Below are 26,420 nucleotides of genomic sequence, written 5' to 3' on the forward strand. Positions count from 1 at the left end.
AACTTTCAGGTCGCCGGAACGGTCGCCTGATCGAAGAACAGCGCCTGGCTGATCGCTGCCTTCACCGTCGAACGCTGGAACGGCTTGGTGATCAGGAACGTCGGCTCGGGCCGCTCACCGGTCAGCAGCCGCTCCGGGAATGCCGTGATGAAGATCACCGGCACATCGAACTGCGCCAGGATGTCCTTCACCGCGTCGATGCCCGAACTGTCGTCCGCCAGCTGAATATCGGCGAGCACCAGCCCTGGGCGGTCCTCCATCGCCAGCGCCACCGCCTCGTCGCGGGTAACCGCAACGCCGGTCACATCATGGCCCTGATCGCGGACAATCGTTTCCAGATCCATGGCGATCAGCGGCTCATCTTCGATGATCAGCACGCGCGCGCGGGTCTGGCGCTCGATCTCCGACAGCGCATGCGACACCAGATCCTCGACCGCATCGGCGGATTCGTCGAGCAGATAGGCCGCATCTTCGCTGGTAAAGCCCTCCATCGCCGTCAGCAGCAGCGCCTGGCGCGAACGCGGCGCAAGCCGCGCGAGCCGCGCCCGGGCGATCGCCTCATTCTCGCTGGACAGTCCGACATCGCCCGGATCGCGGTCGGCATCGAGATGGGTCGACCCCCAGATCGCCTGAAAGGTGCGATACAGCCCCAGCCGCGGATCGACGCTGCGCGGAAATTCCTCCGGCGCGGCGACGATCGCCTCAAGCGTGGCGCGCACATAACGATCGCCCTCGGTCTGACTGCCGGTAAGCGCGCGGCCATAGCGGCGCAGAAAAGGCAGATGAGGCGCGAGCTGCTGTCCTAGCGACATGGGAACATATTCTCCTTCGGCGATACCCGCTGTTTGGCTACGGTATCAGTGCATTTCAAGGCGTATGCTGATCCAAAGGAAGCCCCTCCCCGGATTTCGCATCGCGTGTGGAACAAACGAGCTTCGGATTGGTTTCATCCCCGCTGTTCGATCCTGCATCGTATGGCCGATGGCTTGCAGCCGTCGTAAATTTTGTGCATCCGCCCGTATCCCGGGCAATCAGGGGGACGAGGTGTTTCCGGCCGACGACAAAAACAAGGTAACGCCGCCAAACGGCACGGACCAACCGCCGCAAAAGCGCGGCGCGGCACCGCAATCCGATCGCAACATCGGCGATGCGCTGCGGCGCGTCTATCAGGATGCGGCAGGTGAAGACATTCCCGACGATCTGCTCGACTTGCTCCGCAAGCTCGACTGAACTGCGCGCGCATGGCGGTCGATGAGCTGAAGCGCCAGAACGGCGCCGGCCCCATGGTCGCCTTCGCCCGCATGCCGACCGGCGCCAAGGTCTTTTTGATTCTCAGCGCCGCATTGCTGCCGCTGGCGCTCATTGCCTTCCTTGCCTCGCTGCAATCGACGCGGATTGCCGATCAGGAGGTGCGCGCGCGCTTGCGCATCGCCATCAACGAAGCTGCCCGCTCGCTCCGCGGCGAACTGGCCTGGGAACTGCGCGAGGTCCGCGGCGCCCTGCCTACCGGACCGGACCAGGCACCCAATTGCGGCCGACTGGCAGGGCTGTTCGAGCCGCAGGCGGCCCAGGGCATCCGCTACGTCGTGCTCGACCCGCAAAAGCGCCTGATCTGCGGCCAACCCATTCCCTCCGTCGTTTCGCCCGCCGCCTCCGATACAACCCCGCCGATCCGCCTGCTGCCGGGAACCGGCGCGCAGATCGAGGTCGAGGGGCCGGCCGGGCATATCGCGCGGGCGTTTTTCCCGACCAGCTTTCTTGCGCGGTCCGCCGAGCCGACCGGCATGGCGGACGATTTCGGGATGGAGCTGATCAGCGCCGACCGCGCGCTGGTGCTCCGCGACTTCAAGGCGCAGACGTTGCTGGCACGCACCGAAAGCCAGACCGTGGATCTGGATATCGAGGATCTGCAACTGCAGATGACGGTGCCGAGCGCGCCGGTCACGTCCTCGGCGATTGTCGCGGCGCTGTCGCCGTTCCTGATGTGGTTCCTTGCCGCCGCAATTGCCTGGTTCGTGGTCGACCGCCTGCTGATCCGCCCATTGCGTCGCCTGCGCACCACGGTCGGCGCTTATCAGCCCGGCGAGGTGATCGATCCCGTCACCGGCAGCGACATTCCGGCGCAGGAAATCCGCGCGCTCGGCGACACCTTCCGGCAACTGAGCCAGACCGTGCAGCTGCACGAACGCGATCTCGCGGAAGGCTTGTCGCGCCAGACCAAGCTGACGCGCGAAGTGCATCACCGGGTCAAGAACAACCTCCAAGTCATCGCCAGCCTGATCAACTTCCACGCCCGCGTCGCCGCCGAGCCGGGCGCGCTCGAAGCCTATGCCTCGATCCAGCGCCGCGTCGATGCGCTCGCGGTCGTCCACCGTCACCATTATGCCGGGTTCGAGGATACGCGCGGGATCGAGATCCGGTCGGTGATCGGCGAACTCGCGTCGAACATCCGCGCGACCGCGCCGGAGCGCAACGCGGTCGGCATCATGTTGAATATCGAACCGCTGCTGGTGTCGCAGGACGCGGCAGTCGCGGTCTCGTTTCTGATCACCGAGATCGTCGAGCTGGCGATGCTTGCGTCACCCGGAGCTCAGATCAACATCTCGACCCAGACCGACCCGGCAAAGCCCGACAGTACGACGCTGCGGATCAGCTCACCGGCACTGACCGAAACACCGGAATTCACGGCGCTGTATCAGCATCGCTATGGCCGCGTGATCGGTGGGCTGGTGCGCCAGCTGCGGTCACAACTCCATCATGATCCGCTGATCGGCGCGTTCGAACTCGTGATTGCGATCACCGGCCGGACCTGATCGCGTCACCTGATCCCTGCGCCGTTTCGGTCGCGGCGGTCCTACGAAAAAAAATCGAAAAAAATGATCTTTGCTGGAACCCCGGATCGGGTTGGGTGTTTTTTACTTCGGATAGTGACCTTTTGCCCCCCCGCTCTCGCTATCCACGACACAGGCCCGGAAGCGTCAACCCCTCCCCCCCCGGTGACGCTTCCGGGCCTTATTCGTCTCAGCGACATCCCCAGCGCATTGATATCCCTCGCGGAACGAACTCACGCGCCGGGCATTTCTCCCCCGCACAGATGCTGCAACGGAGAAGCGTAATGCGTAAGATGTTGACGATGGCGATGCTGGTGGGCGGTCTTGCCCTGTCGGCGTGCAACACGGTCGAAGGTCTGGGTCGTGACGTATCGTCGGCCGGCGACACCGTCGCGAAGACCGCCGAAGACGCCAAGTAAGCCGAAGCTTTCCTTATCCCTCACCTGCGGCGGCTTCGGCCGCCGCTGCCTTTTCGCGGCTCCGGTGCGTGATCTTGATCGCGATCAGTGACAGGAAATAGAGCCCACATAACGGCCCGGCCAGCAGCAGCTGCGACCCGATATCCGGTGGGGTCAGCACCGCCGCGATCGCAAACGCCGCGACCACCGCATAACGCCAAGCGCCCTTCAGCTGTTCATACGTCACGATCCCCGCCCGTTCGAGCAGCATCAGCAGCACCGGCAACAGGAACGAGATGCCGAACGCGAAGATGAATTGCATCACGAAGTCGAGATAATTGCCGACCGCAGGCAACGCCTCCTGCTTCACCCCACCGCCCAGATCGCCCTCCAGCCCGAGCAGGAAGTTGAGCGCGACGGGGATCGCAAAATAATAGGCCATCGCCGCGCCGGAGCAGAACAGCACCGGGGTCGCCAGCAGGAACGGCAGCAGTGCGCGCTTCTCCTTGCGATACAGCCCCGGCGCGACAAACTGCCACAGCTGGTTGGCGATGATCGGGAAGGACAGCATCAGCGCGCCGAAGAACCCGACCTTGATCTGGACCAGGAACGCCTCGAAAATCTGCGTGAAGATCAACCGGTCCTGCCCCGCTGCGGCCAGCGGATGCACCAGAAACCCGAAGATCGGCTTGGCGAAATAGAAACACCCCGCAAAGGTCACGACCAGCGCCAGGACGCAATAGATCAGCCGCCGCCGCAGCTCGATCAGATGGTCGAGCAGCGGCGCTTCCGTATTGGCGAGTTCGTCGGTGTCGCTCACGACTCCGCCTTCTTCTTGCGCGGCGCGCGCGGCTTGCGGGCGGGCGCGGCCGGACTTTCAGCCACCGCCTCGACCGGGTCGGGCTTCAGCGCGGGCGGCTCGACCATCACTGGTGCCGCATTCTCGACGGGGTCCGACACGTCCGCCGGCACTGCGCCATGTGGGTTCGGGTCATAGACCGGGGCCGGCAGCATCTTTTCGGGCGGATGTTCGCGCATGATCCGCGCATTTTCCTCGGCCCATTTCTTTTCCATCTCGGCGAGTTCCGACTCGCGGATCATCGTGTCGAGCCCGCTGCGGAACTGGTTCGCCACGCGGCGCGCCTTGCCGACCCATTGGCCGACAAAGCGCAGTGCCTTTGGCAAATCCTTCGGCCCGATCACCAGCAGGGCGACGATGCCCACCACCAGAAATTCGGGTGCGTTGAAATCGAGCATCGATCAGCCGACCCGCAAGGCTGCGGCACAGCGCCGCAGCGGAAAACTCAGCGCTCGTCCTGCGCCGGACGCGCTTCAGCCGCAGTGTTCTGGGCCTGGGGCTGCGGATCGACGACCCGCTTCGCCTCGATCTCCGCCGGCTTGGCGGGGGCCTCATCGTCCTCGGCCATGCCCTTTTTGAACTGCTTGATGCCCTTGGCGACGTCGCCCATCATGTTCGAGAAGCGGCTGCCGCCGAACAGAAGGATTACGAGAACACCGACGATCAGCCAGTGCATCAGACTCATGCTACCCATCGGAACTCTCCGTTGATTCCCCGGCTATCTAGTCGTCTTCGTCGGCAGTTTCCACCGCTTCCGGGCCACCGGCTTCCGAATGTGCCGCCTCAAAGGCAAGATCGACCGGATCGAGCAGCCCGGCGGCGCGCAGATCGTCGATTCCGGGCAGGTCACGGCGGCTCGCCAGCCCGAAATGGCTGAGGAATTCGGGCGTGGTCGCGTACATCAGCGGCCGCCCTGGCACCTCGCGCCGCCCCGCCGGGCGGATCCACCCCGCCTCCATCAGCACGTCGAGCGTGCCCTTGCTGATCTGGACGCCCCGAATCGCCTCGATCTCCGCGCGCGTTACCGGCTCGTGATAAGCGATGATCGCCAGCGTCTCGATCCCGGCACGGCTCAGCTTGCGACTGTCCTCGCGATCGCGGCGCAGGAAATTGGCGAGGTCCGGCGCGGTCTGGAAATGCCAGCGCCCGCCGCGCTCGACCAGTTCGACCCCACGCCCGGCATAATGGTCGGTCAGCGCGGCCAGCGCCGCCGCGATGTCGGCCTCATCCCCGACATAGGCGCGCAAGTCCGCCAGCGTCAGCGGCTGCTCCGCCGCGAACAGCACTGCCTCCACCGCGCGCCCAACTTCATCAACCAAAGCTTCATCGGGCGGCGTCATGCCTCGATCCCCCGCAGATAGAGCGGCGCGAATGGCGATTTCTGGCGGATCTCCACCCGCCCCTGCTTGGCCAGCTCCAGCGCCGCGACGAATGAGCTGGCCAGCGCCGACTTGCGGTAGGACCCGCTGGCATCCTCGGGCAGGAAACTCTCGATCGTGCTCCAGTCGATGCGCTGCCCGATCAGCTCGGACACGCGGTGGATTGCATCCTCCAGTGTCATCACCGGCCGCACCGCGACGATATGCATCACCGGCCGCGTGCGCGCGCTGATCTGGCCATAAGCGGCAATCAGGTCATAGATTTCGGCCTGCCAGCGCGATTTGCGCACGGTCTTCAGCCCTTCCGGCGCGCCGCGCGTGAACACGTCACGCCCCAGCCGGTCGCGCGCCACCAGCCGCGCCCCCGCCTCACGCATCGCGCTCAGCCGCTCCAGCCGCAATTGCAGCCGCAGCGCCATCTCCTCCGGGCTCGGCTCGATCTCCGGGTCGCGCGGCAGCAACAGCGCCGATTTGAGATAAGCCAGCCACGCCGCCATCACGAGATAATCGGCGGCCAGCTCCAGCTTAAGCTCGCGCGCCTCGTTCACATAGGTGAGATATTGATCGACCAGCTGCAAAATAGACAGCTGGCGCAGATCGACCTTCTGGCTCCGCGCCAGCGCCAGCAACAGGTCGAGCGGCCCTTCCCAGCCGTCGATGTCAATGGTGAGGGGCGCGGGGTCGGTCATGCCAGCGCGAGCAGCTCCTCGCGCTTGGCGATCAGCGCATCCATCTCCCCCGCCTCAGGCCGCACGCTCGCCATCGCCCGCTGCAGCCGCGCCAGCGTCACCGGCGGCGCATCGCCGAGCCGCCCGACAATCTCCTCCATCTCGCCCATCCGCGCCCAGCAATCGAGCGCGACATCGCACCCTGCCGCAATCGCCTGCGCCGCCTTCTCGCCCGCCGTTCCGGTCAACGCCTTCATGTCGATGTCATCGGTCATCAACAGCCCGTCGAACCCAATCCGCCCCCGGATCACGTCGCGGATCACGGTCGGCGAGAGTGTCGCGGGATTGTCCGCATCCCATGCCTTGAACACGACATGGCACGTCATCGCCATCGGCGCGTCCTTGAGCGTCCGGAACGGTTCGATATCGCGCTCCAGCGCCGCGTCATCCGCGTCGACCACCGGCAGCTCGTAATGGCTGTCCACCACCCCGCGCCCGTGCCCCGGCATATGCTTGACCACGCCAACCACACCGCCCTTCGCCATCCCGTCGAGCATCGCGCGACCCAGCGCCGCCACCCGCATCGGCTCGCTGCCAAACGTCCGCCCACCTACCGCCGGGGTCGTCTCCGGCATGCGCACGTCGAGCAGCGGCGCGCAGTTCACATTGACCCCGACCTCGGCCAGCATCAGGCCCAGCGCCTGCCCATTCGCCCGCGCCGCCTCGATCGCCGAAGACGGCGCAACCTCGTAGAGTGCATCGAACGCAGGCCCGGCAGGAAAGGCCGGCCATTCGGGCGGCTGCATCCGCGCGACGCGCCCGCCCTCCTGATCGATCAGAATCGGCACATCGTCGCGCCCCGACAGGTCGCGCAGACTGTCGGTCAGCGCGCGCATCTGCGCCCGATCGACGCAGTTGCGCCCGAACAGGATGTAACCAAGCGGGTCCGCGTCGCGGAAGAACGCAGCTTCGTCGGCGGTAAGGACAGGGCCGGACAGGCCGAAAATGACAGGCTTCATGGCGCGGTTAGAACAGGGGAGCAGCCAAGTTTCCAGAGGCGAACCCAAAAAATCCTCCCCGGAACGGGGAGGTGGCAGCGCGCAGCGCTGACGGAGGGGGCCCGAGGCACCGGAATCCTTTGCCTCGGGCTCCCTCCACCACCCGCTTCGCGGGCGGTCCCCCTCCCCTGAGCAAGCTCTGGGGAGGAATTAGGTCATCCCCCAGCCAGGAAACACGCCTCGCCAGCAGCCTTCAGCTTGCCGCACAACTCACGCGCCTGCCCATTGCTGCCCGCATTGACCCGCAGCCGGTAGAAGGTCTTGCCGTTCACATCCGCCTTGGCGATCCCCTTGCCCAGCGGGGCCAAGTAGGAAAAGCGCTTCGACAGCCGCGCCCAGGCGGCGTTCGCCTCGGCTTCGGTCGGGAAGGAGCCGAGCTGGATCGTCGCGCTGCCCGCCGACGGCCCCGGCGCGGCCTGGGTCGGCGCGGCGGCCTTGGGCACCGAACCCGTCGGGATCGGCGCAACGACGCGGCTCGCACCCTTGACCGGGGTTGGGCTCGCCTTGGGTGCAGCCTTGCCGTCCACTGGCGTCTCGGGCACCGCCGAGACATCGACCGACCCGTTGGTGGTCGCACCCTCGCTCGCGGCAAAGACGGTATCGCCTTCGCCCTCGACCTTCATCCCGCCCGGTTCGTCGGGCTTGACCTTGTAATCGCCTTCCTGCGCGTTGATCAGCGCGCCGGTGCCTTCCCCCGTCACCGTGCGCTGATACCACCACCAGCCAAAGGCGGCGGCAGCAATGATCGCCAGCCCGACCAGCACCAGCAGGATGATGCGCAGGACCGACGGCCCCTCGCGGTAATCATCCTCGACCGTCTCCAGCCACGGCAGCCGGTCGTCATTATAATCCTCGCCTGCGTTCATTCAGCTCAGCTCCTGAACCGCCTCGACCCCCATGATGTTGAGACCGTTACGAATAACCTGCCCGATTGCGTCGGCAAGGGAAAGGCGCGCGCGGGTCAGCGGCACATTGTCGGGCAGGATGAAGCGGCGCGACGGATCGTCATTGCCCATATTCCACCAGGCATGGAATTCGGCGGCCAAGTCAGAGAGATAAAAGGCAATCCGATGCGGCTCGCGCGCCGCCGCCGCCCCCTCGACCACGCGCGGATACTGTGCGGCGAGCTTCACCAGCGCCAGTTCGCGTGTATCAAGCAGGGACAGGTCAGCGTCACCCGACAGGTCCAGCCCGGCATCCGCCGCGCGCCGATGCAGCGATTTGACCCGCGCATGGGCATATTGGACATAGAAAACCGGGTTGTCCTTCGACGCCTCGACCACCTTGGCGAAGTCGAAATCCATCTGCGCATCGGCCTTGCGGGTCAGCATGGTGAAGCGGACCACGTCCTTGCCCACTTCCTGCACGACATCCGCCAGCGTGACGAAATTGCCCGAACGCTTGGACATCTTCACCGGCTCGCCCGCGCGCAGCAGGCGCACCATCTGCACCAGCTTGACGTCGAACCGCGTCTTGCCGCCGGTCAGCGCGGCGACGGCGGCGGTGATCCGCTTGACCGTCCCGGCATGGTCCGCGCCCCAGATGTCGATCAGCTGATCCGCCGACTGCGCCTTCTGGAAATGATAGGCCATGTCCGCGCCGAAATAGGTCCAGGCGCCGTTCGACTTCTTGATCGGGCGATCCTGATCGTCGCCGAACTTGGTCGATCGGAACAGCGGCAGCTCGACCGGTTCCCAATCTTCCGGCGTCTCGCCCTTGGGCGCTTCGAGCACGCCGTCATAGACCAGGTCATGCGCGCGCAGCCACGCCTCGGCCTCTTCGGGCTTGCCCGCCGCCTGCAACTCCGCCTCGGACGAGAACAGGTCGTGATGGATGCCGAGCAGCGCCAGGTCGTTGCGGATCATCACCAGCATGTCGGCCACCGCTTCCTTACGGAACAGCGCCAGCCATGCGCTCTCGTCCGCGCCGACAAACGCATCGCCATGCTTGGCCGCCAGCCGCTCACCGACCGGCTTCAGATAGTCACCCGGATACAGCCCCTCGGGGATCTCGATCGTCTCGCCCAGCGCCTCGCGGTAGCGCAGGTGCGCCGAGCGTGCGAGGACATCGACCTGCCCACCCGCGTCGTTGACATAATATTCGCGGATCACCTTGTGCCCGACCGCTTCGAGCAGGCTGGCAAGCGCGTCGCCCACCACCGCGCCGCGGCAATGGCCCATATGCATCGGCCCGGTCGGGTTGGCGGAGACATATTCGATGTTCACCGTCACGCCCGCGCCGCCCTGCGACCGGCCATAGGCGTCGCCCGCCTCCGTGATCGCGGCCAGCTCGCCGCGCCAGGTCGCATCGGTCAGGCTCATGTTGATGAAGCCCGGCCCGGCGACCGACACGCCGGACACCTCGTCCAGCTTTTCCAGCTCCGCCGCGATCTTCTCGGCCAGCGCGCGTGGATTGGTGCCCGCGGGCTTGGCCAGCACCATCGCGGCGTTGGTGGCGAGGTCGCCATGCGTCACGTCACGCGGCGGCTCCACCGTCACCGCGCGTCGCTCCAGCCCCGCCGGCAGATCGCCGGACGCGACCAGGGCATCCAGCGCGGCGTCGAGATGGGCAGCGAAACGGGTATAGAGCGTCATGGGCGGGTCCAATGGTTTTCCGAAGCCAGGCGCTCTAGCGCACCCGGGGGCGTTCGTCACGCGGTGACGCGGCGCCGACGCGCGGCCAGCAGTCCGTCGGCGGCGTAGATCGCAAGGCCGGTCCAGATCAGCGCGAAACAGATCAGATGCGCGGTCGTCACGCGCTCTCCGAAATAGGTGATCGCCAGCACGAACTGCATCGTCGGCGCGAGATACTGCAACAACCCCAGCGTCGAATAGGGCAAGCGCCGCGCCGCTCCGGCGAACAGCAATAGCGGCACCGCCGTCACCACACCCGACAGCACCAGCAACGTCGTCGCCAGCGTCTCATTGCCGAACTCCAGCCCGCCATGGGTCGACAGCCAATAGAGATAGCCAAGCCCGAACGGGGCGAGGATCGCGGTCTCCAGCGTCAGCCCCTCCAGCGCCCCGACCGGGGCAACCTTGCGCACCAGCCCGTAAAAACCGAACGAAAACGCCAGTGTCAGGCTGATCCAGATCCCCTGCCCCGCACCAAAGGCCAGCACCGCAACCCCAAGTCCCGCCAGTGCGACTGCCACGGTCTGCGCCCGCCCAAGCTTCTCGCGCAGCAGCACCACGCCCAGAAGCACATTGACCAGCGGGTTGAGGAAATAGCCAAGGCTCCCCTCCAGCACATGCCCGTGATGCACCGCCCAGATATAGACCAGCCAGTTGGCCGAAATCAGCGCGGCGCTGGCGCTCAGCAACAGCATCGCCCGCCGGCTGCGCAGCGCTGCCATGATCGCGGAGGTCCGCCCGAGCGCCAGAATGACGATGGCAAGCAGCCCGAGCGACCACAGCACCCGCCCAGCGACCACTTCGCCCGCACCGACCCCTTTTAGCGCAAAAAAGAACAGCGGCAGCACGCCCCAGATGCCATAGGCGGCAAAGCCCTGCACCAGCCCGGCGCGGTCGAGGCGCTCGGGCGCTGGGGGCGGATCGGACCGGGCCATGCGGGCCGAGATAGGCGCTGTGCTGCGCTGCGGAAAGGCAAGTATCTGAAAGTTTTCGTTTCGGGACTAGAGCCGGTTTATTCAGGCGGCACCGGCCCGCTCCCCCACCCGGCCACCCAACGACAGTGCATTCTATGGGTGGTCGGGTGGGGGAGCGGGCCGGTGCCGTTCAGCTTTGCTGAAAAAACTCGAACGCCCGCGCTTCAGTCCTTGGGCGCATCCTCGCGATCGACCTTCAACCACCGCGCCCAATCGATGCTCACCAGCGCCACCAGCACGCCCAGCATCACCACCTGCAACGCGATCCCCCACGGACTCGTCAGATTGGCGAACATCACTTCGCCGATATCGGTCTCGCGCACCTTGCGCGCGGTCCAGCCGTAAAAGGCGTAGGTAAACAGCCGCCCGGTGAAAAAGGCGGCGGTAAAGCCCAGCAGCGGCACCCGCGCCAGCCCCACCGCCATGAACAGCTGTGCCGATGGCAGTGGGGAGATGACGAACAGCGCCAGCAGGATCAGCACATTATGCTTGCGCCGCTCCACCGCAACCCGTGCCGCTGCGATGTTGCTCTGCATCCGCTGCGGTAGCCATTTCCCGAAATGCCGCGCCCCGACCGCCAGCAGCAACCGCCCCAGCGCTGCGCCCAGCGCGCCGATCAGCACCAGCGCCCAGAGCGGCTGATCGCCGTTGATTCCGTACAGCACGATGATCGACCAGGTCGGCGGCCCGAAGGCGGGCAGCAGATTGACTCCGAAGGCGAGCAGAAACAGCGTGACATAACCCATATCATGGTCGGTGCGATCAAATGGCACACCACGCAAGCACTTGACGCATGTAACATTATATCATTATGGGAATGTCATGCCCTCCAAAGCCCCCGCGATCCACGATCCCGCCCATTGGGATTCGGTCTCCACCAACTATGCCGCCGAAGCCGACCGCATGACCGGGCGCTATGCGCAAGCTGCGTGGGAGCTGGCCGCACTGCCCCCCGGCGCACGCGTGCTAGACGTCGCGACCGGAGCGGGCGCATTGCTGGTTTCGGCGCTGCGCGACCGTGCGGACGCCATCGGCATCGACTTCTCCCCGGGCATGATCGAGATCGCTCAGGCCCGCGCCGCCGAAATCACACCAGGCCAGCGCGCCCTGGTCATGGATGGCCAGCAGCTCGACTTCCCCCCCGACAGCTTCGACGCCGCCTTCTCGATCTTCGGCGTGTTCATGTTCCCCGACCCCGCAGCCGGGTTCGCCGAAATGGCGCGCGTGCTGCGCTCCGACGGACTTGCGGTCGTCGCAGTCTGGGAGAATGCCGGCGGCGCCGGCCCGGCACAGCTTTTCGCGCAGGCGGCCCAGCGCCTCTTCCCCGACCAGCCCGTGCCGCTCCCGATGGCGCGCCTGTTCAACAGTCCCGAGTTGCTCGACGCAGCGTTCGTCGAAGCCTGCTTGCGTCCCGAAGCGGTGCACCGCGTCACTTACACCTGGCCCGCACCACCGGCGGACTGGTTCCGGGAACATGCCAAGCTCGCTTATGGCTGGTCGCCGGTCTGGAAAATGCTCGACGACGCCCAGCGCACCGCCTTCGCCGAAGAAGCCGCCGCCCTCGCCGCCGACCTGCCTCCTGAGGGGATCAGCTCGACCGCGTTGGTGGGGATCGCGCGGAAGGCGAAGTAGAACGTCGGCATCGACGACCTACTGTCCGTCACCCCCGCGAAAGCGGGGGCCCATCTCCGACAGGATCGGCACACCGCACCCGCGCGGCAAATGGACAGTCCGGGAGATGGCCCCCCGCTTTCGCGGGGGTGACGATAGCGGCGTTAAACCCGCACCAGCCCGTCCAGCATCCGCGCACTCTTCTGCCCGGGAAACAGCGCCGGCATCGCCCGCGCCGGATCGACCCCGAAATGCGTCGCCACGGCGCTGCCGATCACTGCATCCAGCCCCGCCGTCGGACGCAGATCGCGCCCTTCATACAGCGCCGCATCGCTCAGCCCCGGCCAGTCGGCGACGACGCGCCCGCCCTGCACCGCGCCGCCCAGCAGCCACGCGACCGATCCGGTGCCGTGATCGGTGCCCTGCGTGCCATTGACCTTTACCGTCCGCCCGAACTCGGTCGCGACCAGCACCATCGTCTTGCCCCACAGCGGCCCGAGGCCTGTCTTCAGCGCCGCAATCATCTGGTCGAGGCCATTCAACTGCGCCCCCAGTCGCCCGCGCTGCCCGGCATGGGTGTCCCAGCCGCCGGTCTCGATCATCGCGATCCGCGCGCCATTCTCCGCCGCCAGCAGCCGCGCCGCCAGCGCACCTGTCGCGGCGGCATTGCGCCCGTTATTCGCCGCCAGATCGCCGGTCAGCGTCCGCGTCGCCGTCGCCTGTTGCCAGATCGCGTGCAGCTGCGAGTCTTCGGCATAGAGCGTCGCGACGCGCCCGAGCAGGTCGTCCGACGCATCGGGCAGAACCGACGGCGCATAGGACGCAACCTCGACCCGCCCGCGCAACGCCATCGGGATCGTCGCCGCGATCGCGATTCCCTTGCGTTCGTCACCGGGCAGCACGGCGAGCAGGCGGTTCATCCACCCGTCCTTGAGCTGATACGCCGCGTTCCCGCCCGTCTCGAGCACATTCTGCGCATCGAAATGCGATCGGTCGCGATAGGGCGAGGCAACCGCGTGAACGAACAGCGCCTCTTTCGCCGCAACCATCTGCGCGACGTTCTTGAGATTGGGATGCAGCGCGAACATCGCATCCAGCTTCGCCGCATCGGCGAAGTCCTGCGCCAGCACCCCGCGCTGCGCGGCAAAGGCCGGATCGCCGACCGGCGCGAGCGTACCCAGCCCATCGGCGGCACCGCGCTGAATAATGAACACGAACCGGCGGTCGCTCGCCGCCTGCGCAAAGGCAAGGCGGGGCGCAAAGCCCAGCGACAGCGCACCCGCAGCGCCGGTCAGAACAAGATTGCGGCGGTTGATCATCACATTATCTCCGCATGAATTCGGGGGCGACGAGCATCAGCGCGACGCCCTGGGACGCGCTCTCGGCGCGCGCGATGGATTGCTGCGTCGTCGCACTCAGCGCACCGGGGAACAGCACAGCCGCCCGCGCGCGCGCATCGATCGTGTCGCGGGTACGCGCCGCCATCCGCTCCGCCGCCTCGACCCGACGCATCACCGCATCCGGCCCGGCCCAGCTCGCCGCAATATCGTCGAAGCCCGCCGGAGAGCCCGGTCGCCACACCGGCTGACCCAGCTGGTTCATCAGCCCCAGCACTGCCTCGCCCGGAATTTCGCGCGTGCCGAGCGCGCGCATCGCCGCGATCGACCATTCCCATGGCGTGCGGAACTTGACCGGCTGCGCGACCCACGTCTCAGGCGCCTCGATCAGCACGCGATAGACGGTCGGCAGGTCGCCGCCCGATTTCAGGAACGCCGCCTCCAGCTTGCCAACCAGCGACGCGGGCGGTTCGTCCCCCGCAAAATGCCGCGCCAGCTTCACCGCGATATGCTTCGCCGTCGCCGGATGCACGGCCAGGTCGTCGAGCACCGCCGCCGCCTGCCGCTCACCCTGCTGGGTATAGCTTTTGCCGAGGATCGTGCGCGTCCCCGGCTCATGGATACGCCCGGCAAAGACAAAACTGCCCGGCTTGCCCTCCAGCCCGGCAAAGCGCGCCGCCGGACCGCGCGTGATTCCCGCAACGCTCCAACCGGTCATCGCGCGGGCAAATTCGGTCACGTCCGCCTGCGTATAGCCGGTGCGTACGCCCAGCGTGTGCAGCTCCAATATCTCGCGCGCCAGATTCTCGTTGAGGCCCACCCGCTGCGGCCCGCCGCGCCGCGCGGCCGCCTGCCCCGCAACGCTCCCCGGCCCGACCGACTGCGCCTGATCCAGATAGAGCAGCATCGCCGGATGCCGCTCGACCGCGTGGAGCATGTCGCGAAACTTGCCCAGCACATGCGGCCGGATCGCGTCGAACTCGAACGCCCCGGCCAGTCCCACCATGGTCTGCTTGTCCGCCGACACGGCAAAATGGTTCGACCAAAAATGCACCAGCCGCTCGACGAACGGCGTGTCGCTCGCCACCGCCGCCTGCGCACGCGCGCCAGCGGCGGTCATGTAGAAGTCGCGCCCCTGCTGCCGATTGGCCTGACGCACCTGTCGCGCCGGATCGGCAGCATCACCATCCGGCATCGCGTCGCCCGCGCGGCGCTCCTGCCGCAACTCACGCTGCACCATGCGCAGCTCTTCCAGATAATCCGCGACTGCGGCGGCGATGACCGGCGTGGCGGGCAGCACCGCAATCGCCCCGGGCCGCGCATCGAACCGCGCCATCTGGTCGATCAGCGCGCGGCGCGGCTCCGCGGGTGCGGGCGCATCCGCCTTTCCGCCTAATCCGAACCGGTTAAGGGCAATGCTCGCGTCCGACATGGGCAATATCCCGAAGAGTGACCATCGAACGCTACGCCCGCTTTGTCGCAAATCTGTGCCAGCCGCGCGGTTCGTCGCATCCGCGCGTCACTTTGTCCCCGATGCGTGGCATGCAATCGCGCTTGCACCCTTCGCGCTTGGCATTGCTGCGCCGCAGCATATCAATGGGCGCAAGAACAGAACAATATTGGATGCCGATCTGGCCCTTCAAATCTTCAAGGGAGAAAGATCGTGATCAAGACCTTCATCAGCGCCGCCGTCCTCCTCAGCCTGCCCGTCGCCGCCTATGCCGGTGAGCGCAGCTTCAAGCGTGACGGCGTCACCTATGTCTACACCAGCAAGCAGGATGGCGACGCCACCGTGCTCGAAGGCAAGGCATTCCCCGGCGGCTCGGCCTACACGCTCGTCGTCCGCGGCAAGCAGGTCACCGGCCGCGTCGGCGGCACCCCGGTGTCGTTCCGCATCGCCAAGCCGCTGGCACCCGCCGTCCAGACGGCTGCGCGCTAAGCGTCCAATTCCTCCCCTGAGCTTGCTCAGGGGAGGGGGACCACCGCCAAAGGCGGTGGTGGAGGGGCGGCTGCGCAGACAGCCGTAAACATCTCGGCAAAATTCCGCCGTCTGACGACGGCGACCCCTCCGTCAGCACTGCGTGCTGCCACCTCCCCTGCGCGGCAGGGGAGGAATTGCAAAACTCAAAACCCCTCCGGCAATTCGATCGCCCCAACCACTTCGCGATACCGCGAGATCGCGTAGCGGTCGGTCATCCCCGCGATGAAGTCCGCGATATGCCGACTGCGCCACGGCTCTTCACCGGGCAGCGTTTCATGCCATGCCTCCGGCATCAGCGCCGGGTCCGCCGCATAGGCCGCATACAGCCCCGCGATCACGCCATGCGCCATCTCCGCCGCCGCCAGCTGGTGCGGATGGTGATAGAGATTGGCGTACATGAAGCGCTTGAGCGCCCGCTCCTCCTCGCGCATCGCGTCGGAAAAGCCGCACAGCGCCCGCCCCGCCGCGCGCACATCCTCGGCCGTCTCGATGCCCGTCTCGGCAATCCGCCGCCGCGTCTCGTCCAGCAGGTCGTTGACCATCACCCCAATCTGCGCACGCACCAGTTCGCGCAGCAGCCGCTTCTCGGAAGCATCGGGGAACCGCGCGCGCACCGCATCCCATCCGCGCGCGACCAGCGGCACTGCCAGCAGCTGATCGAGCGTGAGCAGCCCAGCGCGCAAGCCATCGTCGATATCGTGATTGTCATAGGCGATGTCGTCGGCAATCGCCGCGACCTGCGCCTCCAGCGAGCTGTGCTGCGTCAGCTCCAGCGGAAACGCCGCATCCGCCGCCGCCAACGCCCAGCCCGGCGCGGTCACCGGCCCATTATGCTTGGCCAGCCCCTCCAGCGTCTCCCAGCTCAGGTTCAGCCCGTCCCATCCGGGATAGGGGCAATCGACCACCATCAGCGCACGCAGCGTGTTGCCATTATGGTCGAACCCGCCCTGCCCGCTCAGCGCCTCTTCCAGCGCGCGCTCACCGGCATGGCCGAACGGCGGGTGGCCGATATCGTGCGCCAGGCACAGGGCCTCGGTCAGATCCTCGTTCAGCCCCAGCGTCCGCGCCACCGTCCGTCCGATCTGCGCCACCTCCAGGCTGTGGGTCAGCCGGACGCGGAAATGGTCGCCATCGGGTGCCATGAACACCTGCGTCTTGTGGCGCAGGCGGCGAAAGCTGATCGAATGCACGATGCGGTCGCGGTCGCGCTGAAACGCATCGCGCGGCCCGCGCGCGGTCCCCTGCCCCTCGTCGTGGAACCGCCCACGGCTGCGCGCGGGATCGCTGGCATAGCGGGCAAGGGTCATCGAAAGCTGGTCACACGAATCGGCATCGCCGCCGCATAGATCATTTGACGTCGAGCTTCTCGATCTTCTGTCCCGCCTCGCTGGTCCAGGCAAAGGCCGAAACGCCCTTTTTCTTGATCGCGTTGACGAAGTCCTGCGCCGCCGCCGGCGTCTTGAACGGCCCGGCGAGCAAGCGGTTGGTGAAGCGCAGCGGCGTCGTCCATGCCTGTTTGCCGCGGAACTCTGCGGGCGCCTCGGCCACCGCCGCCTTCCACGCTTTGGGCAGCGCCTTCACGTCGGCGCCGCCAGCAACCTGCACCCAGTGGCGCGCGGGCTCGGCCTTGGCGGGATCAACCTTGGGCTTGGCCTTGGGGTCGGTCTTTGCCTTCGGCTTGGGATCCGCCTTTGCCTTGGGGTCCACCTTGGCCGCAGCCGCTGGCTTCGCCACAGTCTCAGGCTTGGGCTTGCTGGCTGCCACGGCCGGGGCTGCTGCCGGTTGTGGTTCCGGCGCGGGTGTCGGCTCGGCCTCACGCCCGGGCAGCGGATCGACGCCCAGCTCCGACGCTGGAATCGTGATCCCCGCCATGATCCGCGCGATGACATTGTCCTCGCCCCCGACGCGGGGCTTGGGCTGAGGCGCAACCTCGGGCGCAGGTTCAGGCGAACGCGCGACTTCAACCGGCGTCGCCGCTGGCGGCGGAGCAGCCGCAGACGCCGTCGCAGCTTCGGCAGCACGCCGCGCCTCGGCTTCACGCGTCGCGCGCTCCTGCGCAGCCCGGGCGTCCGCCTCGCGCTGCGCCTGAGCCGCACGCTCTGCGTCAGCGAGCCGCTGCGCTTCGGCCTGACGCTGCGCCGCGGCGACGCGCTCCATCTCCAGCCGCTGCTGTTCGGCGAGGCGCGCGGCCTCGGCCTGTCGCCGGGTCTCGGCCTCCTGCGCCGCGCGCGCATCGGCGATCCGCTTCGCCTCGGCATCCGCCGCAGCCTGGCGCGCAGCCGCCGCTTCCTGCGCCCGCCGTTCGCGCGCGCTCATGCGCCGTTCGGGACTGATCGACGCAAATTCCGAACCCGCAGCGCGCGGTGGCGGCGGCGGTGGCGGCGCAGCCGCAACCTGCACCGGCGCAATCGTGGGAAGAGGCGGCGCAACCTGCGCATCGGCGATGCGCGACGGAGTCCGCCGCAGCTCGCCGAAATGGACCGCAAACGCCTTGTCGGCGGGGGCGAGCGCCGGCAGACGCCGAAAGAACGGCGCCAGCGCGGTGCCCACGCCACCCATCATGCTCGCTGCAATCCGGTCAGCCCCGGCAGCATCGCCATTCATCGCCAGAATGAACGCCCGGGCCCGCCACGCCGCGCGGTCGCTCCGGCGCAGCAGCGGATCGAGGATCTTCATCGCCTCATCGGTGCGCCCGCTGATCCCCAGCGAATAGGCATAGCGGCGCGCGGTCTCGTCATCGCCGCCCTGCGCCATCGCGATGCGATGCTCAAGCTGGGCATGCGCCTGCGCGCCGATCAGATCATAGGCAAGCGCGCGGTCGGAAGCATAAGGTGTCATCGCCACGCCGCCACGCTCGGCCAGTGCGAACAGCCGCAGCGCCTCGCCCGGCCGCTCGGACCGCACCATCACCATCGCCTGCCCAGCGGCAACGCGCGGATTGCCGGGTGCCAGCGCCTGAGCCCGCGCGAAAAAGCCCGCCGCCGCCGCCGGATCGTTGAGCCGTGCGCTCAACTCGCCCGCAGCGAGCAGCGCTGGCACATTGCGCGGATCGGTGGCGAGGATGCGCATCTGCTCCGCCAGCCGGTCGGCATTGGGCGTGGGCGGCGGCGCAACTTCCTGCGCGGCAGCACGCGGCGCAACCCCCGGGGCGATAGCGACCAGCGCGGCGCTCAAAAGCAAGGAAATGCGGCTGGATCGGGCTGCGCGTGTCATGGGAGTCCGCAGGCTACACCATCCGTGGTCTGAACATCAGCTGTCGGTGCGATGCGCCGGAGACAGGCCGGGGCATGGTCGCGACAGGATGCCGGGGCCCGCACGCCAGACGCGCCGGGCCCCGTTTCCGATTACTGATTGTTCTGGCGGTTAAGGAAGCGCGGGATGTCCAGCGGATCCTTGTCGTCGTCATCCTTCGACCCGTTGCGCGCCGCCGCCATCCGCTCGAACAGCGTGCCGCCGGTCTTCTTCGGCGCTTCGACCGGGGCTGGGGCCGGAGCCACAACCTCCTCGTCATCGCCGCCGGTCAGCCAGCGGCGACGGATCGTCGGCTCGCGCGGCGGTTCCTGCGCGGCAGGCGCTTCGGGCACCACTGCGTCGGAGCCGAGCACCAGCTCGTCCGCATCGTCGGCGGGCAGCGCAGCAGGTGCTTCCAGCGTGAATTCGTCCTCATCCGCCGCGACCGGTGCCGGAGCGGGCGCTTCCGGCTCGGGCGCAACCTGCGCGACCGGCTCGGGCTGCGGTTCGGGTGCAGCTGCGACGGGCGCTTCCGCAGCCGGGGCGGCAGCGCCCAGCGGGCGACGCACGGTGCCGAACGAGAAGCTGCGGCTCGCCTCGGGCGCAGCCGGGGCCGCCGGCTTGGCCGACGCATCCGCCTCGATGCCGGTGGCGACGACCGACACGCGGATCTTGCCTTCCAGGTCGGGGTTGAACGCCGAACCCCAGATGATGTTGGCATTGTCGTCGACCAGCTCGCGGATATGGTTCGCGGCTTCGTCGACTTCGAGCAGGCGCATGTCCTCGCCGCCGGTGATCGACACGATGACACCCTTGGCACCATCCAGCGACACGCCGTCGAGCAGCGGGTTGGCGATCGCCTGCTGCGCCGCCTCAATCGCGCGGTTGTCGCCGCTCGACTCGCCGGTGCCCATCATCGCCTTGCCCATCTCGCTCATCACGGCGCGGACGTCGGCAAAGTCGAGGTTGATCAGGCCCGGCATGACCATCAGGTCGGTGATGCCGCGCACGCCCTGCTGCAGCACCTCGTCCGCCATCTCGAACGCTTCCTTGAACGTCGTGTTGGCGTTGGCGACCAGGAACAGGTTCTGGTTGGGGATGACGATCAGCGTATCGACGAACTTCTGCAGCTCCTCGATGCCCGCTTCCGCCGACATTGCGCGCTTCTTGCCTTCGAACGCGAACGGCTTGGTCACGACGCCGACGGTCAGGATGCCCATGTCGCGCGCTGCCTTGGCGATCACCGGAGCCGCACCGGTGCCGGTGCCGCCGCCCATGCCGGCCGCGATGAAGCACATATGCGCTCCCTTCAGCGCTTCCTGCACCATTTCGATGGTTTCTTCGGCGGCGGCGCGGCCGATCTCCGGCCGGCTGCCTGCGCCCAGACCTTGCGTGATCTTCGCACCCAGCTGGATGCGCTGGCCAGCGCTCGACTGCTTCAGCGCCTGCGCGTCGGTGTTGGCGACCAGGAACTCGACGCCCTGCACTTCGGCGCGGATCATGTTCGCGATCGCGTTGCCGCCCGCGCCGCCGACTCCGATCACCGTGATGCGCGGCGTCAGTTCATCCAGGTCGGGCGGAAGGAAGTCGATGCTCATCGTCTGTGTATCTCCTCAGGCGCGCACCCCAAGCAACACCTGTTTGTAACGCTGTTTCTGCACCATCGCCGGGGGCCATTCCAGCGTTATCCGCCGATCGCCCACAGGAAATGTCAATAATTGGCCCGAAAAGCCGCCATCATCCGCTGGATCATCGCTTTCGGATTGCTCCGCACGACCAATTGCCCGCGCGACGGCTCCAGCGTGCGCAGGTCAACGGGATCGGCTGCCGCGAATGTCGCCAGCCCCGCCAGCGTCGCGAACGCCGGCCCCGCATGCGCCTCGGGCAGAGCGCTCAGGCCGCGCGGACGCCCAACGCGGACCGACCGGCCCAGCGCCTGCTGCGCATAATCCGCTACGCCCTTCAGCTCGGCGCCGCCGCCCGTCAGCACGATCTGCCGCCCCACCGGATCCTCGAAATTGAGGCGCGTCAGCTCCTTGGCGATTTCCGCCATCAACCGGTCGAGCCGCAGGCGGATGACCGCGATCAGCTGTGCCCGCGTGATCCGCGCGCCCTCGCCCTCTTCCTCCAGGCTCGCGGGCGCGATGTCGATCATGTCGTGATTGTCGCGCGGCGTCATGTTGGCGCTGCCATAAAAGCACTTCATCCGCTCGGCCTGCCCGCGCCGCGTCCCGAACGCGCTGGCAATGTCGTCGGTGATATCCGCCGACCCTTGCTGGATCGACGACAGCCCGGTGAGCACGCCATCCTTGTAGACCGAGACATTGGTGACGCCCGCGCCGATCTCGACCAAAGCCACGCCCAGCTCGCGCTCTTCCTCGGACAGGCAGGCAAGCCCCGTGGCGACGGGGGCGGCGATGATCGACCGCACCTCCAGATGCGCCGACCGGACGCACAGGTCCAGGTTGCGCACCGGCGCACCCTCGGTCGACACGACATGGATATCGACACCCAGCCGCTCGGCATGCAGCCCGCGCGGCTGCTTGACGCCAGCGAGGCCATCGAGCGTGTAGCGCGTCGGCTGGGCATGCAGAACCATCCGCCCACCCGGATTGATCGCCTCACGCCCCGCGCGCAGCAGATCGTCGATGTCCGACTGTTCGACGCGATGCCCGCCCAGATCGACCTCGAGCCGCAGGATATTGGACTCCAGCCCCCCGGCGGAGAAGCTGACCCAGACATCCTCGATGTTCGTGCCCGCGATCCGCTCGGCAAGCTCGACCGCCTCGCGCACCGCGACTTCGGTCGCGGCCATGTCGGCGATATAGCCGCGCTGCACGCCCCGGCTCTCGCGCTGGCCAGTGCCGAGCACGACCAGTTCGCCGCCATCGCCCTTCTGCGCGATCAGCGCCGACACCTTCGACGATCCGATGTCGAGTGCGGTAATCAGTCCTTCGGGCGCGGTCTTGGCCATGTCTTATTCCCCCTGCACATTCACACTGGCAGTTTCTGCCGCCGATTCAATCTCTTTACGGACCACCTGCCCCGGCATCCGCACCACCAGCCGCGTCGGATCGCGCAGGTCGAAGCGCAGATAGCCGCGCCCCAGCAACCGGTCCGCCCCATCCAGCTCGGCGAATTTGACCAAAGCCTTGGCCGCCGCCTCTTCCCCCTCGGGCAGCGCCAGTCGTTCGCCGGTGTTGAAGCTCAAGTCCCAGCGGCGATTGCCGATCCACGTCGCCGCCTTGACCAGCGGGCGCAGCGCGGGTGCCGCCGCCAGCAGCCGCTGGTACGCCGGCTGCTGCGCATAGGCGCCGTCGCCGATCACCAGCGGCAGGTCGGGCATCGCGTCCGCCGATACCGGCTCCAGCAGCACGCCCTCGGCATCGATCAGCATGAGTTGCCCCTGATGCTGCCACACCGCCGCCGCCTTGCGCTCGACGATATCGACCACCAAAGTATCGGGCAGGCGACGCGACACGCGCGCATCGGCGACCCAGCCGATCGTCATCAACCGCCCGCGCACCTCGTCCAGATCGACCAGCGGCATCGCGCGGCTCTTCTCGTCCAGCGCGTAGTTATACACCGTCATCTTGTCGGCGCGCTTGATCCCGGTCACCTCGACCTGCTGCACGCGAAAGCCCGCCTGCCCCACGCCTTCGGCCAGCGCCGTCCCGACCGCCCCCGGCACACCGAACAGCGTCGCCACGCCGATCAGCGACGCGACCGCGATCCCGGTGATGCTCCACGCGATGATCCGGTGCAGCGTCGCCTCGCTCACCGGCATCGCCGCGACCATCCGGTCGAGCAGATGCGGCTGCTTGCGCTTCGATTGCGCGCGGCGCTTGGGCTTGACCGTGGGGCGCTTGGTGGCGGGCTTGCGGCTCATCCGGCCCCGTCCTTCATTGCCTCGTCCACGATCGCCTGCACCAGCTGAGGATAGCTCATCCCCAGTGCCTTGGCCTGTTCCGGCACCAGGCTCAGCGGCGTCATCCCCGGCTGGGTGTTGACCTCGAGCAGGAACAGCCCGTCCAGCCCCTGGGTGTCATCCCAGCGGAAATCCGACCGCGACGCACCCTTGCACCCGAGCAGGCGATGCGCCTCGAGCGCCAGCCGCTTGCACGCCTCCGTAATCTCGTCGGGAATCTCCGCCGGACAGATATGGTCGGTCATGCCATCGGTGTATTTGGCGTCGAAATCGTAGAACCCGCTCTTGGGCCGCAACTCGGTTACCAGCAACGCCGTGTCGCCCAGCACCGCCGTGGTCAGCTCGCGCCCGCGAATGAACGGCTCGGCGAGCAAGTCGTCGAACTCCTGCCACGGCCCCTTCGCCTCGGGGGAGATTGGGTTGCCATAATTCCCCTCAGTCGTGACGATCGCCACGCCGACCGACGACCCCTCATTGACGGGCTTGAGCACATAGGGCCGCGGCATCGGATCGGCTTCATACAGCGACGCGGTCGAGACGATCGCCCCACCCGGCATCGGAATGCCATGCGGCACCAGCGCCTGCTTGGTCAGCACCTTGTCGATCGCGATCACCGATGTGACCATGCCGCTATGGGTATAACGCAGCCCCATCAGGTCGAGCATCCCCTGCACTGTCCCGTCCTCGCCGGGGGTCCCGTGCAGCGCATTGAACACGACATCGGGCTTCGCCGCCGCCAGCTTCGCCGCAACATCGCGATCCATGTCGATCCGCGTGACGGTGTGGCCGAGCGACTCCAGCGCCTCGGATATTCCCGCACCCGACATCAGCGACACCGGCCGCTCGGCCGACCAGCCACCCATCAGGACCGCGACGTGGAGGGGGGTAACGCTCACGCAAAATCTCCGTCGCCCCGGCGCAGGCCGGGGCCGCCCTGTGGCGGTGCTTGAACTTCAAAACTTGGCGGCCCCGGCCTGCGCCGGGGCGACGACATGTTCGTCACTTCACCACCCCCACACGCTGTATTTCCCATTCCAACTCAACCCCGCTCGCGGCCTTCACCCGCGCGCGGACCTCGTCCCCCAGCCCCTCGATATCCGCGCTGGTGGCGTCCCCGGTGTTGATGAGGAAGTTGGTATGCTTCTCGCTCACCTGCGCCCCGCCGCGCATGAGGCCGCGACAGCCCGCCGCATCGACCAGCCGCCACGCCTTGTCGCCCTCGGGATTTTTGAAGGTCGACCCGCCGGTCTTGCTGCGCAACGGCTGCGACGCCTCGCGGGCAGCGGCGATGCGGTCCATCTCCGCCTGGATCGCGGCGGGTTCTCCCGGCTCACCGCGAAAGGTCGCGCTGACCACAATCGCCCCCTCCGGCAGTTCGGAGTGGCGATAGGTGTAACCCAGCGCATCGACCGGCAGCGTGACCTGCTCGCCCGAGCGCAGCACGACCTCGCATTCGACGAGGATATCCTTGGTCTCGCGCCCATAAGCGCCGCCATTCATCCGCACGAACCCGCCCACGGTACCGGGGATCGACCGCAGAAATTCGACGCCACCAATCCCCGCATCCCGCGCGCTCGATGAAACCAAAATGCCACTCGCCCCGCCGCCGCACTTCAGCGTCGTTGCATCGACCCGCTCGACCTTCGCAAACGCCTTGCCCAGCCGCACCACCACGCCCGGCACCCCGCCATCGCGCACGATCAGGTTGGACCCCAGCCCCAGCGCCATCACCGGCACCGCCGGGTCGAGCTGCGACAGGAAATCGCACAGATCATCGACATCGGCAGGCTCGAACAGCCATTCCGCCGTCCCGCCGCTCTTGAACCAGACGAGCGGCGCCAGCGGCGCGTCGGGGGTCAGCTTCCCCCGTACCTTGGGGAGAAGCGTTGCGTTCACTTCACCCCCCACAGCTTTGCCCATTGCTTCCAATAGGACAGGTTCGCCTCGGCGGCCTTCACCCCCGCCTCCTGCAGCTTCGCGACGTCCTTGCCCGCGTCGAGCATCGTCTGCGCCGCGTCCATCTGCGCCTGTTGCGCGCGCAGGATCTCGCGCTGCATATCGGTTGCAAGGGTGAACCAGTCGCTCATGCCGCCACGCTCCGCTTGGCGTCGACCGCTTCGGCGAGGCCCGCGGCCCACTTCGTGATGTCCCCCGCGCCCAGGCACACGATCAGATCGCCCGGCAGCGCGACTTCCGCGATCCGCGCCGCCAGCGCATCGGCATCGGCGACGCTCTCCGCCAGCCGGTGCCCGCGCGCCAGCGTGCGCTCGACCAAAGCCTCGCCGCTCACGCCCTCGATCGGCGCTTCTCCCGCGGCATAGACCGGCGTCACCAGCACCATGTCGGCGTCGTTGAACGCCTGCGCAAAGTCGTCCATCAGATTGCCGAGCCGCGAGTAGCGATGCGGCTGAACCACCGCGATCACCCGCCCCTGCGCGCTCTCCCGCGCCGCCGACAGCACCGCGCGGATCTCCACCGGATGATGGCCATAATCGTCGATCACGATCGCCGGCGGCTGCCCATCGAACGCGATCTCGCCGACCTTAGTAAAGCGCCGCTTGACCCCGCCAAACTTGGCAAAGCCGTTCTGGATCGTCGCATCATCGATGCCCATTTCCAGCGCCACGCCGATCGCCGCCAGCGCGTTCTGGACATTGTGCCGCCCCGGCATCGGCAGGTCGATCCCCTCGATCGACCGCGTGGTCCCGTCGCGATGGCGGATGATCGCCTCGAACTTGTTTCCACCCGGATAGGGCTGAACATTCACCCCGCGCACGTCGGCCGACGCCGCAAAGCCATAGGTCACGATCCGCCGGTCGCGCACGCGCGGGATGATCGCCTGCACCTCGGGATGGTCGAGGCACAGCAGTGCAGCGCCATAGAAAGGCACATTCTCGACAAACTCGACATAGGCGTCCTTGGCGCGCTCGAAGCTGCCATAGTGGTCGAGATGCTCGGGATCGATATTGGTCACCACAGCAATCGTGCCATCGAGCCGCAGGAAGCTGCCGTCGCTCTCATCGGCCTCGACCACCATCCACTCGCTGTCGCCCAGCCGCGCGTTGGAGCCGTACTGGTTGATGATGCCGCCATTGATCACGGTCGGGTCGATCCCGCCCGCATCCAGCAGCGCCGCGATCATGCTCGTCGTCGTGGTCTTGCCATGCGTCCCCGCCACCGCAACGGTGGACTTGAGCCGCATCAGTTCGGCCAGCATCTCCGCGCGCCGCACCACCGGAATGCGCGCGGCATAGGCGGCCTGCACTTCCGGGTTGTCGCGCTTGATCGCGGTCGAAGTGACGACCACCGCCGCATCGCCCAGATTGTCGGCGCTCTGCCCGATGGTGATCGCGATCCCACGCTTGCGCAGGCCCTCGACGACATAGCCCTCGGCACTGTCGCTGCCCTGCACCTTGTAGCCCAGGTTATGCATGACCTCGGCAATGCCCGACATGCCGATCCCGCCGATGCCGACGAAATGGATCGTCCCGATATCCTTGGCGACGCCTTTCATCGGATTGCTCCGATGACA

At 67.2% G+C, this 26,420-nt stretch carries 28 protein-coding genes; 6 read left to right on the top strand and 22 right to left on the bottom strand.

Annotated features, from left to right (window positions below):
* Positions 1-5: 5 nt before the first annotated feature.
* Positions 6-812: a response regulator gene (locus KYX69_RS05005; RefSeq protein WP_300494471.1), complete on the bottom strand. Its 807-nt coding sequence runs from the start codon at positions 810-812 to the stop codon at positions 6-8.
* Positions 813-876: 64 nt separating this feature from the next.
* Here KYX69_RS05005 and KYX69_RS05010 point away from each other — a divergent pair, with 64 nt between their 5' ends.
* The 3 genes from KYX69_RS05010 (at position 877) to KYX69_RS05020 (ending at position 3,250) form a co-directional block, all read left to right on the top strand.
* Positions 877-1,230, top strand: a complete 354-nt coding sequence (locus tag KYX69_RS05010) for a NepR family anti-sigma factor (protein ID WP_300494474.1) — start codon at positions 877-879, stop codon at positions 1,228-1,230.
* Between the two features lie 11 nt (positions 1,231-1,241).
* A complete protein-coding gene (locus KYX69_RS05015) occupies positions 1,242-2,813 on the top strand; it encodes a histidine kinase dimerization/phosphoacceptor domain -containing protein (RefSeq protein ID WP_300494477.1) in 1,572 nt (523 codons plus the stop codon).
* A 302-nt stretch (positions 2,814-3,115) separates the two neighbouring features.
* On the top strand, positions 3,116-3,250 hold the full coding sequence (locus KYX69_RS05020) for an entericidin A/B family lipoprotein (RefSeq protein WP_300494479.1): 135 nt from the start codon (positions 3,116-3,118) through the stop codon (positions 3,248-3,250).
* 13 nt (positions 3,251-3,263) lie between these two features.
* On the opposite strand, the gene tatC is transcribed toward KYX69_RS05020, so the two are convergent.
* The 10 genes from tatC to KYX69_RS05070 all read right to left on the bottom strand — a co-directional run bounded on the left by tatC (position 3,264) and on the right by KYX69_RS05070 (position 11,546).
* Positions 3,264-4,049 carry a twin-arginine translocase subunit TatC gene (gene tatC, locus KYX69_RS05025; RefSeq protein WP_300494482.1) on the bottom strand — a complete coding sequence of 262 codons (786 nt, stop codon included), beginning with the start codon at positions 4,047-4,049 and terminating at the stop codon, positions 3,264-3,266.
* A complete protein-coding gene (gene tatB, locus KYX69_RS05030; RefSeq protein ID WP_300494484.1) occupies positions 4,046-4,486 on the bottom strand; it encodes a Sec-independent protein translocase protein TatB in 441 nt (146 codons plus the stop codon). The genes tatC and tatB overlap by 4 nt, the downstream gene beginning before the upstream one ends.
* Before the next feature lie 47 nt (positions 4,487-4,533).
* Positions 4,534-4,782: a twin-arginine translocase TatA/TatE family subunit gene (locus KYX69_RS05035; protein ID WP_300494486.1), complete on the bottom strand. Its 249-nt coding sequence runs from the start codon at positions 4,780-4,782 to the stop codon at positions 4,534-4,536.
* Between the two features lie 28 nt (positions 4,783-4,810).
* Positions 4,811-5,428: an SMC-Scp complex subunit ScpB gene (gene scpB / locus KYX69_RS05040; protein ID WP_300494488.1), complete on the bottom strand. Its 618-nt coding sequence runs from the start codon at positions 5,426-5,428 to the stop codon at positions 4,811-4,813.
* On the bottom strand, positions 5,425-6,156 hold the full coding sequence (locus tag KYX69_RS05045) for a ScpA family protein (protein ID WP_300494489.1): 732 nt from the start codon (positions 6,154-6,156) through the stop codon (positions 5,425-5,427). Before KYX69_RS05045 ends, scpB begins: the two co-directional genes overlap by 4 nt.
* Entirely contained in the window at positions 6,153-7,154 is a 1,002-nt protein-coding gene (gene nagZ / locus KYX69_RS05050; RefSeq protein WP_300494491.1) for a beta-N-acetylhexosaminidase, read from the bottom strand. Before nagZ ends, KYX69_RS05045 begins: the two co-directional genes overlap by 4 nt.
* Before the next feature lie 194 nt (positions 7,155-7,348).
* Positions 7,349-8,059, bottom strand: coding sequence for an SPOR domain-containing protein (locus KYX69_RS05055; RefSeq protein WP_300494492.1), 711 nt, complete (start codon positions 8,057-8,059; stop codon positions 7,349-7,351).
* The gene (gene argS / locus KYX69_RS05060; protein WP_300494494.1) at positions 8,060-9,787 is read right to left on the bottom strand and encodes an arginine--tRNA ligase; all 1,728 of its coding nucleotides are present in this window, start codon (positions 9,785-9,787) and stop codon (positions 8,060-8,062) included.
* Positions 9,788-9,843: 56 nt separating this feature from the next.
* The gene (rarD, locus tag KYX69_RS05065) at positions 9,844-10,761 is read right to left on the bottom strand and encodes an EamA family transporter RarD (RefSeq protein WP_300494496.1); all 918 of its coding nucleotides are present in this window, start codon (positions 10,759-10,761) and stop codon (positions 9,844-9,846) included.
* Between the two features lie 203 nt (positions 10,762-10,964).
* The gene (locus KYX69_RS05070) at positions 10,965-11,546 is read right to left on the bottom strand and encodes a VTT domain-containing protein (protein WP_300494499.1); all 582 of its coding nucleotides are present in this window, start codon (positions 11,544-11,546) and stop codon (positions 10,965-10,967) included.
* A gap of 76 nt (positions 11,547-11,622) precedes the next feature.
* Between KYX69_RS05070 and KYX69_RS05075 the strand changes: the two genes are divergently transcribed.
* On the top strand, positions 11,623-12,432 hold the full coding sequence (locus KYX69_RS05075; RefSeq protein ID WP_300494501.1) for a class I SAM-dependent methyltransferase: 810 nt from the start codon (positions 11,623-11,625) through the stop codon (positions 12,430-12,432).
* Between the two features lie 143 nt (positions 12,433-12,575).
* On the opposite strand, the gene KYX69_RS05080 is transcribed toward KYX69_RS05075, so the two are convergent.
* Positions 12,576-13,730 carry a DUF1501 domain-containing protein gene (locus tag KYX69_RS05080; protein WP_300494504.1) on the bottom strand — a complete coding sequence of 385 codons (1,155 nt, stop codon included), beginning with the start codon at positions 13,728-13,730 and terminating at the stop codon, positions 12,576-12,578.
* A gap of 4 nt (positions 13,731-13,734) precedes the next feature.
* Complete coding sequence (locus tag KYX69_RS05085; protein WP_300494507.1) at positions 13,735-15,180, bottom strand: DUF1800 domain-containing protein; 1,446 nt, start codon at positions 15,178-15,180, stop codon at positions 13,735-13,737.
* On the opposite strand from KYX69_RS05085, the gene KYX69_RS05090 reads away from it, so the two are divergent.
* Both KYX69_RS05090 and KYX69_RS05095 read left to right on the top strand, forming a co-directional pair.
* Positions 15,179-15,415: a hypothetical protein gene (locus tag KYX69_RS05090; protein WP_300494510.1), complete on the top strand. Its 237-nt coding sequence runs from the start codon at positions 15,179-15,181 to the stop codon at positions 15,413-15,415. The genes KYX69_RS05085 and KYX69_RS05090 overlap by 2 nt on opposite strands.
* A complete protein-coding gene (locus tag KYX69_RS05095) occupies positions 15,412-15,687 on the top strand; it encodes a hypothetical protein (RefSeq protein ID WP_300494512.1) in 276 nt (91 codons plus the stop codon). The genes KYX69_RS05090 and KYX69_RS05095 overlap by 4 nt, the downstream gene beginning before the upstream one ends.
* Positions 15,688-15,872: 185 nt before the next feature.
* Here KYX69_RS05095 and KYX69_RS05100 read toward each other — a convergent pair whose 3' ends face one another.
* The 9 genes from KYX69_RS05100 to murC all read right to left on the bottom strand — a co-directional run bounded on the left by KYX69_RS05100 (position 15,873) and on the right by murC (position 26,402).
* Positions 15,873-17,036 (bottom strand): deoxyguanosinetriphosphate triphosphohydrolase, encoded by a 1,164-nt coding sequence (locus KYX69_RS05100; protein ID WP_300494514.1) that lies wholly within the window; start codon positions 17,034-17,036, stop codon positions 15,873-15,875.
* Between the two features lie 40 nt (positions 17,037-17,076).
* Complete coding sequence (locus KYX69_RS05105; protein WP_300494517.1) at positions 17,077-18,903, bottom strand: SPOR domain-containing protein; 1,827 nt, start codon at positions 18,901-18,903, stop codon at positions 17,077-17,079.
* Between the two features lie 170 nt (positions 18,904-19,073).
* The gene (ftsZ, locus tag KYX69_RS05110; protein WP_300494518.1) at positions 19,074-20,558 is read right to left on the bottom strand and encodes a cell division protein FtsZ; all 1,485 of its coding nucleotides are present in this window, start codon (positions 20,556-20,558) and stop codon (positions 19,074-19,076) included.
* A 113-nt stretch (positions 20,559-20,671) separates the two neighbouring features.
* Positions 20,672-21,934, bottom strand: a complete 1,263-nt coding sequence (gene ftsA, locus KYX69_RS05115) for a cell division protein FtsA (protein WP_300494521.1) — start codon at positions 21,932-21,934, stop codon at positions 20,672-20,674.
* 3 nt (positions 21,935-21,937) lie between these two features.
* Positions 21,938-22,849 carry a cell division protein FtsQ/DivIB gene (locus KYX69_RS05120; RefSeq protein WP_300494522.1) on the bottom strand — a complete coding sequence of 304 codons (912 nt, stop codon included), beginning with the start codon at positions 22,847-22,849 and terminating at the stop codon, positions 21,938-21,940.
* A complete protein-coding gene (locus KYX69_RS05125; protein WP_300494524.1) occupies positions 22,846-23,784 on the bottom strand; it encodes a D-alanine--D-alanine ligase in 939 nt (312 codons plus the stop codon). Before KYX69_RS05125 ends, KYX69_RS05120 begins: the two co-directional genes overlap by 4 nt.
* Positions 23,785-23,887: 103 nt before the next feature.
* Complete coding sequence (gene murB / locus KYX69_RS05130) at positions 23,888-24,808, bottom strand: UDP-N-acetylmuramate dehydrogenase (protein ID WP_300494526.1); 921 nt, start codon at positions 24,806-24,808, stop codon at positions 23,888-23,890.
* On the bottom strand, positions 24,781-24,975 hold the full coding sequence (locus tag KYX69_RS05135; RefSeq protein WP_300494527.1) for a hypothetical protein: 195 nt from the start codon (positions 24,973-24,975) through the stop codon (positions 24,781-24,783). The genes murB and KYX69_RS05135 overlap by 28 nt, the downstream gene beginning before the upstream one ends.
* Positions 24,972-26,402, bottom strand: coding sequence for a UDP-N-acetylmuramate--L-alanine ligase (murC, locus tag KYX69_RS05140; RefSeq protein ID WP_300494529.1), 1,431 nt, complete (start codon positions 26,400-26,402; stop codon positions 24,972-24,974). Before murC ends, KYX69_RS05135 begins: the two co-directional genes overlap by 4 nt.
* Positions 26,403-26,420 lie beyond the last annotated feature (18 nt).

This window comes from Sphingomonas sp. (genome assembly GCF_030145815.1).
Lineage (GTDB): Bacteria > Pseudomonadota > Alphaproteobacteria > Sphingomonadales > Sphingomonadaceae > Sphingomonas.